We start from the raw sequence: 14,969 nt of genomic DNA, 5'->3' as shown, positions 1-14,969 counted from the left end.
GCACACTTGTACACTCACAGTATGACCGTCTGCGCCGCGCTGCCGTCAAGGCCTTCCACAGTGACCTGCCCCACACCGGTCGGCTACGCCGCCCGGACCGGCGGCGATAGACTCGACGACATGCCCCGCCCCTCTCCGCGCGCCGTCGAGCGGCACACGCCCGGCCCGTCCCGGGCGGAGGCGAAGGAACGCACGCGGCAGGCCCTGCTCGACGAGGCGCTGGCACTGGCCGGTGAACGCTCGTTCTCCAGCCTGTCGCTGCGCGAGGTCGCCAAGCGGGCGGGCGTAGTGCCCACCGCCTTCTACCGGCACTTCGCCTCGATGGACGACCTCGGCGTGACCCTGGTCGAGGACGCCATGCGGGTGCTGCGCCGGATGCTACGTGATGCGCGGCGCGACGGGATCGCGCCGAGCGGCAGCGAGGCGGTGCGCATCGTCGCCAAACAGGCGCGCAGCAACAACGACGAGTTCCAGTTCCTGGTCCGCGAGCGCTACGGCGGATCCCCCGAGCTACGGCGTGCGATCGACGTGGAGTTGCGGCTGTTCGCCAAGGAGCTCACCCACGACCTGGCTCGCATCTCCGCGCTCGGCGAGTGGAACGTCGAGGATCTCGAGATGATCGCGGATCTGTACGTGACCGTCACGCTGGGGTTCGTGGCCGAGTTGATGCGCATCGACGCGCGCAACACCCGCGACGTGGACGAGCTGATCGACCGCACCAATCGGCAGCTCACCGTGGTCGCTCTGGGGCTGGGGTCGTACCGGCCGCGGAAGCGATAGCCGCGCGGAGTTCACGCCGGGGCCACGCAGATATCACCTGCTTCGGCTAACTTTCTTCTCATGCGTACCGCCCTCCGTCTCACCGGCTCGGTCGTCGTGGCGCTCGGCGTCACAACCGCCACCGTCCCCCCCGCCACCGCCCTACCGACGTGCGCGCTGAGCTCACTCCCCGCTGAGGCCACCACCACCGTGAAGCTGATCCGCCAGGGCGGGCCGTTCCCGTACCCGAACAACGACGGGGTCGTCTTCCAGAACCGTGAGGGGCTGCTGCCCTCGAAGGCCTCGGGTTACTACCACGAGTACACGGTGATCACCCCCGGCTCGTCCACCCGCGGCGCCCGGCGGATCGTCACCGGCGGGACCCCGCTGACCTCCCCGCCGAACTGGTACTACACCGGCGATCACTACGCCTCGTTCTGCATCGTGACGGGGGCCTGAGCGTGAAGACCTACACCGTGGACGGACGCCGTGTGGCCGATGCGGACGGCTTCTACACAGAACTGGGCCGGGCGGTCAACGGCACCGGCGGCTACTTCGGCAGCAACCTCGACGCCCTGGTCGACTGCCTCCGCGGAGGCTTCGGCACCCCCGACGACGAGCCCTTCGGCTTCCGCCTCACGCACGCCGACGAGGTCCGGCGTGCGCTCGGCCCGACGCTCTACGCCGAGGTGCTCGACGTCTTCGCCACCTCCGGCGTTCCGCTCCGCACGTAGCCGGCGCCGTCTGCGGGCACTGGAATCGAGGACCGGAATCGGCGAACCCCTGGGGAACCGCCGCCGAGTGCGCGACGATCGTTCGATGACCCCTGACCAGACGCGCAGCGAGCACGACCTGCTCGGCGACATCGACGTCCCCGCAGCCGCCTACTACGGCGCCCACACCGCCCGGGCGCTGCTGAACTTCCCGATCACCGGCATCGCGATCGCCACCCACACCCACCTGGTGAACGCCCTCGCAGCTGTGAAACAGGCTGCGGCGACGTCGAACCGGCAACTCGGCGTGCTCGACGATGAGCGCTGCGCGGCGATCGTCGCGGCCTGCGAGCGGATCCGCGGCGGCGGCCTGCACGAGTGGTTCGTGGTGGACACCATCGCCGGCGGCGCCGGCACCTCGACGAACATGAACGCCAACGAGGTGATCGCGAACGCGGCGCTCGAGCATCTCGGGCGGCCACGCGGCGACTACGCCGCCGTACACCCGCTCGATCACGTGAACCTCGGGCAATCCACCAACGATGTGTACCCGACCGCGATCAAGATCGCTCTGATCACACAGCTCCGGGAACTCCAGGAGGCTCTCACCGAGTTGCGCGGCGCCTTCGCCATGAAGGCCGGTGAGTTCTCGGGCATCGTGAAGATGGGCCGCACTCAGCTGCAGGACGCCGTCCCGATGACCCTCGGGCAGGAGTTCGGGGCCTTCGCCACCACCCTCGGGGAGGACATCGTCCGGCTCCAGGAGGCCACCCGGCTGCTGCACGAGCTGAACATCGGCGGCACCGCGATCGGCACGGCGCTCAACGCGCATCCCGGATACCGGGAGCGGGTGATCGAGAACCTGCGGACGATCACCGGCATCGACGAACTCGTCGGCGCCACCGACCTGATCGAGGCGACCGCCGATGTCGGTGTCTTCGTGCAACTCTCGGGCGTACTCAAGCGGATCGCGGTGAAACTGTCGAAGACCTGCAACGATCTACGGCTGCTCTCGTCGGGGCCGCGCGCCGGTCTCAACGAGATCCACCTACCCGCGGTGCAGGCGGGGTCGTCGATCATGCCGGGCAAGGTCAACCCGGTGATCCCCGAGGTGGTGAACCAGATCGCCTACGAGGTGATCGGGCACGACGTGACCATCACCATGGCCGCGGAGGGAGGGCAGTTGCAGCTCAACGCCTTCGAGCCGATCATCGCGCGGTCGCTGGTCGAGTCGATCTCGCATCTGACTCGCGGGAGCCGGGTGCTCGGCCGGCGGTGCGTCGCGGGGATCACCGCGAACACCGCACGCCTGGAGACCATGGTGGCCGAGTCGATCGGTGTGGTCACCGCGCTCAGCCCCAGCATCGGCTACGCCGCCGCCACCTCGGTCGCCGCGCAGGCGCTGGAGCAGGGCCGGGGTGTCGTCGAGATCATCCGGGAGCGCGGGCTACTCGACGAGGCGACGCTGACCTCGCTGCTCAGCCCCGAACACCTCACCGGACACCCGCCGCAGGGCCTGACCCCCGACCCGGAGGGCACCGCCCGACCGCCTAGTCGAGGCCGTTCTCCAGGGCGTACCGGGCCAGTTCCACCCGGTTGCCCAGTTGCAGTTTGCGCAGCGTCGCCTGGACGTGGTTCTCGACGGTGCGGTGGCTCAGGTGCAGCCGGCCGGCGATCTGCTTCGCGGACAGGCCCTTCGCGACCAGTCGCAGCACCTCCGTCTCGCGCGGGGTGAGTTGCGCGGCGGGCGGCTCGGGCGCGGCGGCCATGCGGCGGAACTCGCCGAGGACCAGGCCGGCCAGGCCCGGGGTGAACACGGGCTGCCCGGCGGCGGTGGCGTGCACCGCCGCCTCCAGTTCGTCCGCCGAGGCGCTCTTGACCAGGTAACCGCAGGCGCCGGCCTTGACCGCCTCGACCACGTCGTCACGCTCATCGGAGGCCGAGAGGATCAGTACGGAGGTCTTCGGCGCTTGCGTCAGCACCAGAGCGGTTCCGGCGGCGCCGTCACCGTCGGGGAGGGCCATGTCCATCAGCACCACCGCCGGCTGTACGGCGCCGGCGATCCGCCCGGCGGCGGCCACCGAATCGGCGGTGCCGGCCACCGTGAAGCCGCGGTCCTGCAGGTCCCGGGCGACGGCCTCGCGCCACATCGGGTGATCGTCGACCACCAGCACCGAGATTCCCGCGTTCGCGGTCACGTCCGAGGTATCCACAGTTCCCACTCCACCCCTTCGTCCGGACCAGTGGTCAGGTCGGCGCGGCCACCGAGGTCGGTGATCCGGCCGACGATCGACTCCGCCACACCCAGTCTGCCCTCCTCCCGGGCGGCTTCGAGCCGTCCCGGTGCGATGCCGGGACCGTCGTCGCGCACCGTCACCACCACGGCGTCCCCGACGTCCTCGATCAGCAGGTAGGCGCGTGCGGCGTCGCCGGCGTGCCGTGCGGTGTTCTCCAGCGCGTTGTGCACCGCCGCCACCGTCTCGGTGGCCACTGCAGCGCGGAGCGGCACCGGACCGCCCGGCTCGGCGAGCGTGACGGTGCCGGACGCCAGTGGTCGCAGCAGGTCACGCAGGTCGACGGTGTCCCCATCGCGCGGTCCGGCGTCGACACCCTCACGGTCGGGGGTCTCGGCGATCAGCCGGCGCAGCGCCCGCTCCTGCCGTCCGGCACGGGCACCGAGGTCGTGCAGTTCGGACCCGGGCGGACCCAGCTCGGCGCACCGCCGGGACAGGAAGGCGAGGGTCTGCAACACCCCGTCGTGCACCTCACGGGCCAGGCGCTCACGGGCGCGGGCCTCGGCGGCCACTCGCTCCGCCGCGCGCACCTGCTCGGTGGAGCGGACGGCGACCCTCGCGGCGACCCCGATCCCCAGACCGACGGCCATCAACACCGGATAGTTAGCGTCGCGTATGATTGTCTCGGGGAAGCTGCCCCGGTGGACGGCGTTCACCGTGGCGATCGCGATACCACCGGCGATCCCCGCCGCCGGGCCGGCCAGGATGGCGGCCGAGACCACGGGATTGGTCAGCCACAGAGTGGTGGGCAGCGCCTGATTGGCCGCGGTGAACTCGGGAGTGGCCACCCACACGGTGCCCAGTGCCAGCACCGCGGCGATGACGAACTCGGCGATCACGAACGCCCGGCGACGGCCGAACCCGCGCACGTAACCCAGCCCGGCGACCACGCTGACCAGGACCACCGCGCCGATCATCACCCAGCTCCAGCCCACCAGCCGGTACCTGTCGGACTCGTCGATCTGCCGCCCCACCGCGTACACCAAGGACAACGCGCGAAACCACTGGGCACCGCGCCACAGCGGTGCGCGCGGGTCACCGTCGGACCCGACGCGCCGAAGCCGGGACGCCAGGCGTTGCATGTGCTCACGGTATCCGGTGAGTAGGCTGGCGCCGATGCAGCCCGACGAAGAGCCACCCAAGGACAGTGCCCTCACCCGGCGGCGTCTGATGTGGGTGCGGCGAGTGCTGCTGGTGGTGATCGCGGTCATCCTCGCGGTCGAGGCCTACCTGTTCGGGCCCACCGTCTCGAAGTCGGTGCGCGAGCTCCAGCACATCCGCTGGGAATGGGTGCTGGCGTGTTTGATCGCCGTGTTCTTCTCGATGGACTCGTTCGCCCAGGTGATCCGGGTGCTGCTGCGGTCCGCCGGAGTGAAGGTCACCCAACGGCAGGCGATGGGCCTGCAACTGGCGTCGAACTCGGTCTCGCAGACGATGCCGGGCGGGCAGGTTCTGGCTCCGACGCTGGTGTACCGGCGCACCCGGATGTGGGGCGCGTCGCGGGTGGTCGCGGCCTGGCAGATCGTGATGAGCGGACTGCTGATGTCCGCCGGCCTGGCGGTGCTCGGCCTGGTCGGAGCGCTGCTCGCGGGCGCGAAGACGAGCCCGTACTCGGTGCTGTTCTCGGTGGGCATGTTGGTGGTGTTCATCGTGCTGGTGCAGTACGTGGCCTCGCACCCGGACGGCCTGTACGTGGTCGGGGCGCGCCTGATCCGGTGGACCAACGACCTGCGCAACAAGCCCGAGGACGCCGGCCTGGCCAAGTTGCGCGAGGTGATCGAACAACTCCAGGCCGTGAAGATGAGCCGCCGCTACGGCGCGGAGGCCTTCGGCTGGTCGATGTTCAACTGGGTCGCCGACGTGGCGTGCCTCGCCTTCGCCTGCTACGCGGTGGGCGGGGCGCCCGGTCTGGCCGCCCTGGCCGGCGCCTACGCCGCATCGAAGGTGGTCAACACGATCAGCCCGATCCCCGGCGGGCTCGGCTTGGTGGAAGCGGCGCTGGTACCCGCGCTGGTGCTGGCCGGAATGCCACTGAGTCAGGCCTTCACGGCGACCATCCTGTACCGGCTGGTGAGCTACGTGCTGGTGGTGGTGATCGGCTGGATCGTGTTCTTCGTGGCCTACCGCAGCACCATGGACGTCGACCCCGACGCCGCCGACAAGGATGCCGGTCAGGATTCCGGCAGCGACTCCGGCGAGGAGCCCAGCACCGCCCCGGAGCCCGACGCGGAGCCCGGCCCGGAGCCCCGCACGGAGGACGGCGATGCCGGCCGGACAGCTCCACCACCCGGGTCGCACCCGTCCTGACCTGCGCTAACCGTAGCGGTGATCCGGAAGCGCGCGGCGATCGATTACCGTGCACTACATGCGCAACCCGGTTATCGCCGTCATCGATGCGGTCTTCGTGCTGCTGTTCGTCGTGATCGGCCGGTTCAGCCACGCCGAGGCGTTCTCCCCCACCGATTTCGCCGAGACCGCGTGGCCGTTCCTGCTCGCCCTGGCCGTGGGCTGGGCGTTCACCTACGTGCTGGCCTCGTTGCGCGGTCACGAGCCGGGGCGCGCGCACACCTTCGTCCCGATCCGGGTGTTCCCCGCCGGTGTCATCATCTGGATCTCGACGGTGGCCGTCGGGATGACCGCCCGCGGTCTGCTCACGCCCAAGGGGGTCGAGGTCAGCTTCGTGATCGTGGCGAGCATCGCGCTGGCCCTGTTCCTGCTGGGCTGGCGCACGATCGCCGCCGTGCTCGCCCGCCGCAACGCCGCCTGACCGGTCGGTTCGCTACTTCAGGAACGCGCCCGCGACCTGCAGCGCTCCGCTACCCGATCGGTCCCCGGTCACCGCGATGGCGAAGGCCTGATCACCGCGGTAGCCGATGAACCAGCCCGGCCCCTGCGGGCCGTTGGTGCCCACCAGCCCTTTGACCTTGGTGGCGACCAGGTCGCTGCCGTCCCCCGAGGGCGAGATCGTGGCGTCCATCTTCGCGCGCACCGCAGCCATGATCTTCGGGTCCACCTCTCCCAGCGGCACGCTCGGTGCGGCGGTCTGTCCCTGAATCACGAACGGCGCGGTGGTGCGCCCCTTGGCGATCGCCGAGGCGAACACCGCCATCCCGAACGGGGTGGCCTCCAGGGTGTCGGCGCCGAGCTCCGACGGTGCCCGGCCACCGCTGCCCGGTACCTGCGCGGTCACCGTCTTCACCCCGGGCATGGCGAACTCGGTGCCCAGACCGAGCGGGCCGAGCAGTTGCCGCTGCTTCCCGGCGTCGGCGCCAGCCGCCGCGTTGACCTCGTTGTAGACCGGCGCCAGCACCGGTCCCGTGGTGGAGAGCCCGGTGAGCGCCCAGCTCGGTGAGATGGCACTGGCCTGGTTGTTCTGCGCGGCGGCCAGCACCGCCCCGGTCGACACCGAGATCACGACCATCGCGCCGGGCTGGCCGAGTTGGACCACCGCGTTCTCCACATCGAGCTGCAGTTTCGGGTCCATCGCGGCCCGCAGGTCCGGACCGGGTGGCCCCTGGAAGCCCACCACCTTGGTCGGCGGCTTCCCCTTGCCGAGCAGTTGCACCTCCCAGCCGGCGGTGGCATCCCGGTTGGCCTGCCAGGCACCCTTGATGCCGTCGAACAGCGGGGAGAACAGCTGTCGGTTGGCGATCAGCAGGTCCTCGGCGCGGGTGTCCTGAAGCCCGGGTACCGCTTCGAGTTTGTCGCCGAGCACTCCGTAGTCGTCGTCGCGCAGGTCGATCACCGGTACCGGCTTCCCCGGGTCGGCCTTGGCCTTCGCGGCCAGCGATTCCGGGGTGACCAGCGGTGCGACCGGGGACACGATCTTCGCGACCCGGGTCAGGCTGTCGGTGAGGTTCTTGGTCTTGTCCGGGTTGACGGTGAGCCGGTGCACCGTGCCGGCGAACATCAGCGGGGACTTGTCCGCGGCGAACACCCTCGGCGCCTTCGCGTCGGTGCGGATCTGCCGGATCGAGGTCTCCGGGGTCAGGCCGGGGGCCAGCACCGCCGGGTCCCAGGAGATGCGCCAGCCGATGGACAGCTGGGTGGCGCTGCCCTTGGTGGTGTAGTCCCAGTCCCGTCCGTCGCCGAAGTTCCATCGGGTCTTGATGTCGAAGGTGGCGTTCCCGGCCGAGTACCGCTGCACGTTCGTGGCGCTCACCTCGACCTTCTTGGCGTTCATATCGCGCAGGGTCCGGCCGATCACACCGCCGGCGATGTCCGGGGACGAGGTGTGGGCGGCAGCGGCGACGGCCTTGCCCTCACCGATCGCAGCGGCGTAGCCGTCGAGCATCTTGTGCACCTCGCCCGCGGCGTCGTCACCGCAGGCGGCGAGCCCGGCTCCGGTCGCGAGCAGGATCGCGGAGGCGAGTGCGGCGACACCGAACCGTGCTCGTCCGCTCCGCCTCACGTCGCCTCCCACGGGCTCGATGCTAGTCATCACACTCGACGGCGGGAGTTTACCTAAACACACGTGGCATCCTTGGGATATGGATCGGCTTGTTCGTTCGGCGGACCGGGCCGCATCGTCGATGCCCGGCGTGCGGTCCCGTCACTGCTTCTCGTTCGGCGATCACTACGACCCCGAAAACACCCATCACGGGGTGCTCTTGGCGTGCAATTCCGAGCAGGTCAGCGCGGGTCTGGGCTTCGACACCCACCCGCATCGGGCGGTGGAGATCGTCACCTGGGTGCTGTCCGGTTCGCTGGTCCACCAGGACAGTGAGGGTCACTCCGGATTGGTCTACCCCGATTTAGCACAGCGAATGAGCGCCGGCACCGGGGTCCTGCACTCCGAGCGCAACGACCGCGCCGTCGACGGTGCCGACGTGCGGTTCGTGCAGATGTGGGTGCTGCCGGACGAGGCGGGCACGCCACCGTCGTACGAGCAGCGCGAGGTCGGCGCCGACCTCACCGGCGGTGCCCTGGTGCCGATCGCCTCGGGCGACCCGGCGCACGATTCCGCGATCCGGATCGGGACCCGCGGCGCCACCCTGCACGCCGCCCGGCTCGCCCCCGGCGCCGTGGTCGAGTTGCCGGAAGCACCCTACGGTCATCTCTACCTCGCGGAGGGCACCGCAGAGGTGGAGGCGGCGGGCGCACTGTCCGACGGTGACTCGCTGCGCACCGCCGGCGATGCCCGGCGGGTGAGCGCCGGGCCCGACGGTGCGCAGTTGTTGTTCTGGGAGATGCACACGCGCCTGGGCGGATGACGCCCGCTGGCGGCCGCCGCTACGGCAGCGGACGCTCCGAGGGCACCACCAGGAAGCTCGGCCGGTTCGGGTCGAGCACCACGTGCTGCGGGGCCAGCCGGGTCTCCGCGGTCACCAGGCCCATCGACATCGACTTGATCAGGTTCAACGCGAAGACGTCCACCCGCAGCCGGTGCCCTGGTTTGAGCACGGCGTCGGTGGCGTGTGCGGCGATGTCGAGCTCGACCACCTCCCCGGGCCGCACCGGACGGCGGCCCGCGAGATCGAGCTCGTAGTACGGATCCACCAGATCGCCGCCCGCGGTGCGGGTGCTGCGGGACTCGTCGATCCGCCGCAGCGAGGTGGTCAACTGACCGGAGCTGATCACCTCGGAACGGCCGTCCGGCGAGACGTCGGTCACCATCACACTCCAGTAGGCGTCCCGCGCGTCCTGGGTGGTGGTCAGACGCAGGTTGATCGGCCCGGAGATCACAGTGGGCGCGGTGACCGGTTTCGAGGTGAAGGTGAGCGCGTTGGTCTCGGCGACCCGGTTGTCCCGGGTGCAGCCGGTCAGCACCAGCGCGCCGAACATGGCCTGTCCGGTGTCGTTGGAGCAGAGGGTGGACAGCCCCGGTCCGACGGTGCGGCGGCCGGCCGTGCGCGGGCGGTCCTTCTGCAGGCTGTTGTCCGACAGTGCCGTCGGCGCCGTGCCCGAGGACTGACCGGAGAGGTACATCCGCTGATACTGCTGGCCGGGCTCGGGGAAGGTCTGGCCCTGCCAGAACCCGCCGCCCTTGCGGTGCACGATCACCGGTGGGTGGCCGTCGATGCCGTTGTCGACGTCCTTGAGCCACTTGTCGAACCAGGCCTTCTGCAGGACGTCGGCGCGGTTGGGCTGGTTCGCCCCACGCATGTCGCCGGTCACCGTGAGGTGGTAGGCGTCGCCCATGATCAGCTTCTTCTTGCTGGGGGGCAGGGCGCTGAGCGCCTTGGGCAGGCGCCACTCGGTGTTGGTGAACAGGTCGTGCCAGCCGCCGAGCGCGAACGTCGGCGTGGTCACCTTCTCCAGCGGGGTGCGGTAGGCGGCGCGGATCGGGGAGTCCTTGGTGATGAGTTCCTTGGTGGCCGGCGTCAGGCCGGCGGCGGTGGGCGAGAAGACACCGGAGAGCAGTTCGGGGAAGAACACGGCGGGGTTCTCGATCCGCTGCTGCAGCCACTTCCAGTCGAAGGTGCCGTTGAGCAACGCGCGGCCGTCCGGAATGAACTTGAGTCCGTTGACGATCGACAGCCACGGCCCGAGGAATCCCACTCCCAGCCCGCCTCCGGGGGCGACGATGTCGGCCACCAGGTCAGCCGAGGGCACCACCGGGAAGAGCGCCTGCAGGCCCTTCGGGTTCTTCGCCGCCACCTGCAGTTGGTTGATCCCGGAGTAGGAGACACCGGTCATGCCCAGGCGCCCGTTGGTCCACTTCTGGGCGCGGACCCAATCCAGGATCTCGACGGTGTCCTGCTGCTCGCGTTCACCGAAGACGTCCCACACTCCCTGCGAGTTGCCGGTGCCGCGGACATCGACGATCACCTGGGTGTATCCGTTGCGCACCAGTTTCGGGTCGACGGTGAAGGTGTTGATCAGCCCGCCGCGCAGCACGTTGCGCAGATCGTCGACGCCCCCGATCGGGGTGCCCGAGAAGTTGAGCAGGTCGAGCAGGTCGATCACCGCGGGCGAGAGGGTCGGCACGTTGAGCGCCAGCGCGGCGAGAGTACTGACCAGCTTCGTGTAGGGCGTCACGTTGACAACGGTCGGGGTGCGGGTCTCGATCGCCCGTCCGGAGTCGTCGGCGGGACGGTAGACGTTGCCGCGCAGCACCGTTCCGTCGGACATGGTGATCGGCACGTCCCATTCGATCGCCATCCGCGGGTACTGGGTGGGACCGTCGTGCGAGGCGATCCACTCCCGGGAGAGCGACGGTGCCACCCCGGCCCCCGGTCCGGCGGGTTCCGCAACCGCCCGGGCAGTGAGGGCCGGGAGGTCCGAGAAAGAGGGGGCGATCACTCCGGCGGTGGCGATCACCGTCGCGACCAGCAGTGACGCTCCGGCCGCGCGCACGCGGTACCAGGTCGGCCTCGTGCCCATATCAATTTCTCCTCTAACTAATCACAGTATTGAAGGCTTACATTAACGCCCATTGTGTTTTAGGTCCCCCTCGACGGCCGATTCGACCCCGCAATCGGAACGAAGTTAGCCTGAGTTCTCACCGGTGCCCGGGCGGTTCGTGCCATGCCTGGCAGGATGGAGCGGTGACTTCCGACCGTGCCCTCGACCTCAGCCACATCGATCCGGCCATCCGGCCGCAGGACGACCTGTTCGGCCACGTCAACGGAAAGTGGCTGGACAGCCATGAGATCCCCGCGGACCGCTCCACAGACGGCGCCTTCTACGCCTTGCGCGACACCGCCGAGGCACGGGTCCGCGAGATCATCGAGCAGTGCGCTGCGACGGCCACGGCCGACCCGGACGGCGATACCGACGCGACCCGTATCGGGAACCTGTTCTCCGGCTTCATGGACACCGCCGCCATCGAGTCGGCCGGCCTGGCGCCGATCGAGGACGAGATCGCCGCGATCCGCGGCGTCGGCGCGCCGCCGGACCTGGCGACGGTGCTGGGCCGGCTGCAACGCACAGGTGTCGCCGGACTGGTGGGCTACTACGTGGACACCGACGCCAAGCGGTCCGACCGCTACCTGGTGAACCTGGTCCAGTACGGCCTCTCGCTGCCCGACGAGGCCTACTACCGCGAGGAGCAGTACGCCCCTATCCGGGCGCAGTTCACCGAGCACGTGGCCTCTGTGCTGCGCCTGGCATCGGAGCTGCTGGACGGCATCGTCGCCCCGGGGACCGAGGACGAGGCCGCGGCACGGATCCTGGACCTGGAGACCGCGATCGCGGCCGGACACTGGAACGTGGTGGACCGGCGCGACGCCGACAAGACCTACAACCTGCGTACCTTCGCCGAGCTCGACCAGCAGGCACCGGGCCTGCACCTGAGCGCCTGGACCACCGCACTCACCGGCGCCGGCTCCCCCGGCGGCGCCTCCCCGCAGACCACGTTCGCGGAGATGAACCTGCGCGAGCCGTCGTTCATCACGCACGCCGCCGCACTCCTGACCGAACGCCCAATCGAGCAATGGCGCACCTGGCTCGCCTGGCGCGTTCTGCAGACCCGCAGCCCGCTGCTCACAGAAGCCCTGGTGGACGAGCACTTCGCCTTCCACGGCACCGTCCTCACCGGTGCGCCGCAGATCCGGGAGCGGTGGAAGCGCGGCGTCTCACTGGTCGAGCAGTACCTGGGCTTCGCGGTCGGTGAGCTGTACACCGCGCAGCACTTCCCCGCCGAGTCCAAGGCGCGGATGCAGGAACTGGTGGACGATCTGGTGGAGGCCTACCGGCGCCGGATCGCCGACCTGAGCTGGATGACGCCCGCCACCCGGGAGAAGGCACTGGAGAAGCTGGGCAGGTTCACCCCGAAGATCGGCTACCCGGACAGCACGCGGGACTACTCCGCTCTGCGGATCGTCGCCGGCGATCCGGTCGGGAACGTCCGGCGCGGCGAGGCCCACGAGCACGACCGCGAGTTCGCGAAGATCGGCGCGCCGGTGGACCGCGACGAGTGGTTCATGACCCCGCAGACGGTCAACGCCTACTACAACCCGGGAATGAACGAGATCGTCTTCCCGGCGGCCATCCTGCAGCCGCCGTTCTTCTCCCCCACCGCCGACGACGCCGTGAACTACGGCGGCATCGGCGCGGTGATCGGCCACGAGATCGGCCACGGCTTCGACGATCAGGGTTCGAAGTACGACGGGGACGGCAACCTTGCGGACTGGTGGACCGATACCGACCGCGCCGAGTTCGGTGAACGCACCAGCGCCCTGATCGAGCAGTACGACGCACTGACCCCGCGTGAGCTCGCGGACCAGCCGCAGCCGCACCACGTCAACGGCGGTTTCACCGTGGGCGAGAACATCGGTGACCTGGGCGGTCTGGGAATCGCGCTGGTGGCCTACCGGATCGCCCGCGAACGGGCCGGCGGCACCGTCGACGATGAGAGCACCGTCATCGACGATCTGACCGGCCTGCAGCGGGTCTTCTACAGCTGGGGTGAGATCTGGCGCGGCAAGTCGCGCCCCGAGGAGGCGATCCGCCGGCTGGCGATCGACCCGCATTCACCGGCGGAGTTCCGCTGCAACACGATCGTCTCCAACGTGGACGCCTTCTACGAGGCGTTCGGGGTCGGTGTCGGGGATCGCCTGTTTCTGGACCCCGAGCAGCGGGTGTCGATATGGTGAGCGCCTGCCAGTGAGCAGACCGCGACCGAGGGCCGTCCAGAAGCGGGCGCCCCACGCTGCGACCCCGCGCACGACGACGCGGAGAACGGGTAACCGTGCCCCCCTCACGTAAACAGACCACTGAACAGCTGCCCTCGGTGCTCGGCACCGTTCACGAGGCTCCCGAGGTCGCGCTGGAGGAGTTGTCGCTCAGCGACCGCATGGGCGAGATCGCCCGGCTGCTGCGCGAGCAGTCCTCGGACTCGGAATCGGTGCTCACCGCCGCCACTCAGCTCGCCGTCGAGCAGGTTCCCGGAGCGGATTTCGCGAGCGTGACCCTGGTGGACACCAAGGGCCGGATCAGCCATCCGGTCGTGGTCGGCGAGACCGCTCAGAACGTCGCGGACCTGCAACGCGAACTGCAGGAGGGGCCGAGCGTCGGCGCCACCTTCGCCACCTCGACGATGATCATGATCGACGACACCTCCTCCGACGAGCAGTGGCCGCAGTTCAGCAGCGCCGCGCACGCCGCCGGGGTCGGTTCGATCCTCTCCTTCTGCCTGTACGTGCAGAACGAGAGCTACGGGACCCTCGACCTGATGGCCCGCGAGCCGGGCGCCTTCGACTCCGAGTCGGTGTCCATCGGATCGCTGGTCGCGGTGCACGCGGCGGTGGCCTTCTCCGCCGTCCGTGAGAAGGAGCAGATCCGTGCCGCGCTGACCACCCGCGATGTGATCGGTCAGGCGAAGGGCATGATCATGGAACGCTACAAGCTCGATTCCGATGCCGCGTTCCGCCTGCTCGCGCGCCTGTCGCAGGACAGCAACGTGCGTCTGGCCGAGGTCGCCGAGCAGGTCATCGAGGCCGGTCCGGAGTAGGCCCGCACCACCTGCTCGGTGACGACGAAAAAGGTCCGGCACCACCGTTCGGTGGTGCCGGACCTCGTCAGTTCGGCTGCGAGCCGGTCCTACTCGTAGGTCTCGCCGGCTTCCGCCTTGGCGATCAGCGAGGCGGGCGGGGTGAACTGCTCGCCGTACTTGCCGGCCAGGAACTCCGCCTGCTTGACGAACGCCTTCGGGCCGGTCAGCCCCTCGGCGGGCGTACCCGGGCGGCCCTCGTAGCCGTTGATGTACTGCAGAACGCCACCGGTCCAGGCCGGGAAGCCGATCCCGAAGATGGAACCGATGTTGGCATCGGCCACCGAGTCCATGACGCCCTCGTCGAAGCAGCGCACGGTCTCGATCGACTCGATGAACAGCATCCGCTCCTGGAGCTCGGCGAAGTCCGGCTTCACCGAGCCCGACTTGAAGTGCTCCTGGAAGCCCTTCGACAGGCCGGTGCGCTTGCCGTCGGCGTAGTCGTAGAAGCCCGCGCCGTCCTTCTTCGACGGGCGGCCGTTCTCCACCATCCAGTCCACCACGGCGTAGGCGCCGTGCTGCGGCACACTCTGACCCTCGGCCTTGAGTGCGGTCTCCGTCGCCAGACGGATCTTCTGCATCAGGGTGAGGGTGAGCTCATCGGCGAGCTGCAGCGGCGCCGCGGGGTAGCCGGCCTGCTGGCCCGCCTGCTCCAGGTACACCGGATCGACGCCCTCGCCGACGGCCGCGAGGGCCTCGTTGATGAACGTGCCGATGACGCGGGAGGTGAAGAATCCGCGGCTGTCGTTGACCACGATCGGGGTCTTG

The 14,969-nt window shown here is 69.5% G+C and carries 13 protein-coding genes and 1 pseudogene; 9 read left to right on the top strand and 5 right to left on the bottom strand.

Translation table 11 applies throughout. The annotated features are described in order from the left end of the window. The first annotated feature begins 120 nt into the window (after positions 1-120). The 4 genes and pseudogenes from ACYVHG_RS08220 to ACYVHG_RS08205 all read left to right on the top strand — a co-directional run. Positions 121-780 (top strand): TetR family transcriptional regulator, encoded by a 660-nt coding sequence (locus ACYVHG_RS08220; protein ID WP_461166965.1) that lies wholly within the window; start codon positions 121-123, stop codon positions 778-780. Between the two features lie 60 nt (positions 781-840). Continuing rightward, complete coding sequence (locus ACYVHG_RS08215; protein WP_461166964.1) at positions 841-1,218, top strand: guanyl-specific ribonuclease; 378 nt, start codon at positions 841-843, stop codon at positions 1,216-1,218. 2 nt (positions 1,219-1,220) lie between these two features. Then, a complete protein-coding gene (locus ACYVHG_RS08210) occupies positions 1,221-1,493 on the top strand; it encodes a barstar family protein (RefSeq protein ID WP_461166963.1) in 273 nt (90 codons plus the stop codon). 85 nt (positions 1,494-1,578) lie between these two features. Next, a pseudogene (locus ACYVHG_RS08205) lies at positions 1,579-2,970 on the top strand (aspartate ammonia-lyase); the annotation flags it as partial. 52 nt (positions 2,971-3,022) lie between these two features. On the opposite strand, the gene ACYVHG_RS08200 reads toward ACYVHG_RS08205, so the two are convergent. Further along, positions 3,023-3,694, bottom strand: a complete 672-nt coding sequence (locus tag ACYVHG_RS08200; protein ID WP_461166962.1) for a response regulator — start codon at positions 3,692-3,694, stop codon at positions 3,023-3,025. Further along, positions 3,667-4,848, bottom strand: a complete 1,182-nt coding sequence (gene macS, locus ACYVHG_RS08195) for a MacS family sensor histidine kinase (protein ID WP_461166961.1) — start codon at positions 4,846-4,848, stop codon at positions 3,667-3,669. Before macS ends, ACYVHG_RS08200 begins: the two co-directional genes overlap by 28 nt. A 34-nt stretch (positions 4,849-4,882) precedes the next feature. Here macS and ACYVHG_RS08190 point away from each other — a divergent pair, with 34 nt between their 5' ends. Further along, the gene (locus ACYVHG_RS08190) at positions 4,883-6,073 is read left to right on the top strand and encodes a lysylphosphatidylglycerol synthase transmembrane domain-containing protein (RefSeq protein ID WP_461166960.1); all 1,191 of its coding nucleotides are present in this window, start codon (positions 4,883-4,885) and stop codon (positions 6,071-6,073) included. 58 nt (positions 6,074-6,131) lie between these two features. Further along, entirely contained in the window at positions 6,132-6,533 is a 402-nt protein-coding gene (locus ACYVHG_RS08185) for a DUF3054 domain-containing protein (protein WP_461166959.1), read from the top strand. Between the two features lie 12 nt (positions 6,534-6,545). Here ACYVHG_RS08185 and ACYVHG_RS08180 read toward each other — a convergent pair whose 3' ends face one another. Continuing rightward, positions 6,546-8,189, bottom strand: a complete 1,644-nt coding sequence (locus tag ACYVHG_RS08180) for an NTF2-like N-terminal transpeptidase domain-containing protein (protein ID WP_461166958.1) — start codon at positions 8,187-8,189, stop codon at positions 6,546-6,548. A 67-nt stretch (positions 8,190-8,256) separates the two neighbouring features. Here ACYVHG_RS08180 and ACYVHG_RS08175 point away from each other — a divergent pair, with 67 nt between their 5' ends. Further along, on the top strand, positions 8,257-8,979 hold the full coding sequence (locus ACYVHG_RS08175) for a pirin family protein (RefSeq protein ID WP_461166957.1): 723 nt from the start codon (positions 8,257-8,259) through the stop codon (positions 8,977-8,979). A gap of 19 nt (positions 8,980-8,998) precedes the next feature. Here ACYVHG_RS08175 and ACYVHG_RS08170 read toward each other — a convergent pair whose 3' ends face one another. Next, positions 8,999-11,092, bottom strand: coding sequence for a CocE/NonD family hydrolase (locus tag ACYVHG_RS08170; RefSeq protein WP_461166956.1), 2,094 nt, complete (start codon positions 11,090-11,092; stop codon positions 8,999-9,001). Positions 11,093-11,256: 164 nt separating this feature from the next. Between ACYVHG_RS08170 and ACYVHG_RS08165 the strand changes: the two genes are divergently transcribed. Both ACYVHG_RS08165 and ACYVHG_RS08160 read left to right on the top strand, forming a co-directional pair. Further along, the gene (locus tag ACYVHG_RS08165) at positions 11,257-13,305 is read left to right on the top strand and encodes a M13 family metallopeptidase (protein ID WP_461166955.1); all 2,049 of its coding nucleotides are present in this window, start codon (positions 11,257-11,259) and stop codon (positions 13,303-13,305) included. 95 nt (positions 13,306-13,400) lie between these two features. Next, on the top strand, positions 13,401-14,162 hold the full coding sequence (locus tag ACYVHG_RS08160) for a GAF and ANTAR domain-containing protein (protein WP_461166954.1): 762 nt from the start codon (positions 13,401-13,403) through the stop codon (positions 14,160-14,162). A gap of 89 nt (positions 14,163-14,251) precedes the next feature. Here ACYVHG_RS08160 and ACYVHG_RS08155 read toward each other — a convergent pair. Beyond that, on the bottom strand, positions 14,252-14,969 hold a 718-nt coding region (locus ACYVHG_RS08155), incomplete at its 5' end, for a 3-hydroxyacyl-CoA dehydrogenase family protein (RefSeq protein WP_461166953.1).

The organism is Tsukamurella serpentis (assembly GCF_054780975.1).
This window is presented reverse-complemented; position numbering and strand designations above follow the sequence as displayed.

What these genes read in the sequence shown, in the direction of transcription:
- ACYVHG_RS08220 (WP_461166965.1), top strand. Translation starts at nt 121, where the DNA reads ATGCCCCGCCCCTCTCCGCGCGCCGTCGAGCGGCACACGCCCGGCCCG.
- ACYVHG_RS08215 (WP_461166964.1), top strand. Translation starts at nt 841, where the DNA reads ATGCGTACCGCCCTCCGTCTCACCGGCTCGGTCGTCGTGGCGCTCGGC.
- macS (WP_461166961.1), bottom strand. Translation starts at nt 4,848, where the DNA reads ATGCAACGCCTGGCGTCCCGGCTTCGGCGCGTCGGGTCCGACGGTGAC.
- ACYVHG_RS08190 (WP_461166960.1), top strand. Translation starts at nt 4,883, where the DNA reads ATGCAGCCCGACGAAGAGCCACCCAAGGACAGTGCCCTCACCCGGCGG.
- ACYVHG_RS08185 (WP_461166959.1), top strand. Translation starts at nt 6,132, where the DNA reads ATGCGCAACCCGGTTATCGCCGTCATCGATGCGGTCTTCGTGCTGCTG.
- ACYVHG_RS08175 (WP_461166957.1), top strand. Translation starts at nt 8,257, where the DNA reads ATGGATCGGCTTGTTCGTTCGGCGGACCGGGCCGCATCGTCGATGCCC.
- ACYVHG_RS08170 (WP_461166956.1), bottom strand. Translation starts at nt 11,092, where the DNA reads ATGGGCACGAGGCCGACCTGGTACCGCGTGCGCGCGGCCGGAGCGTCA.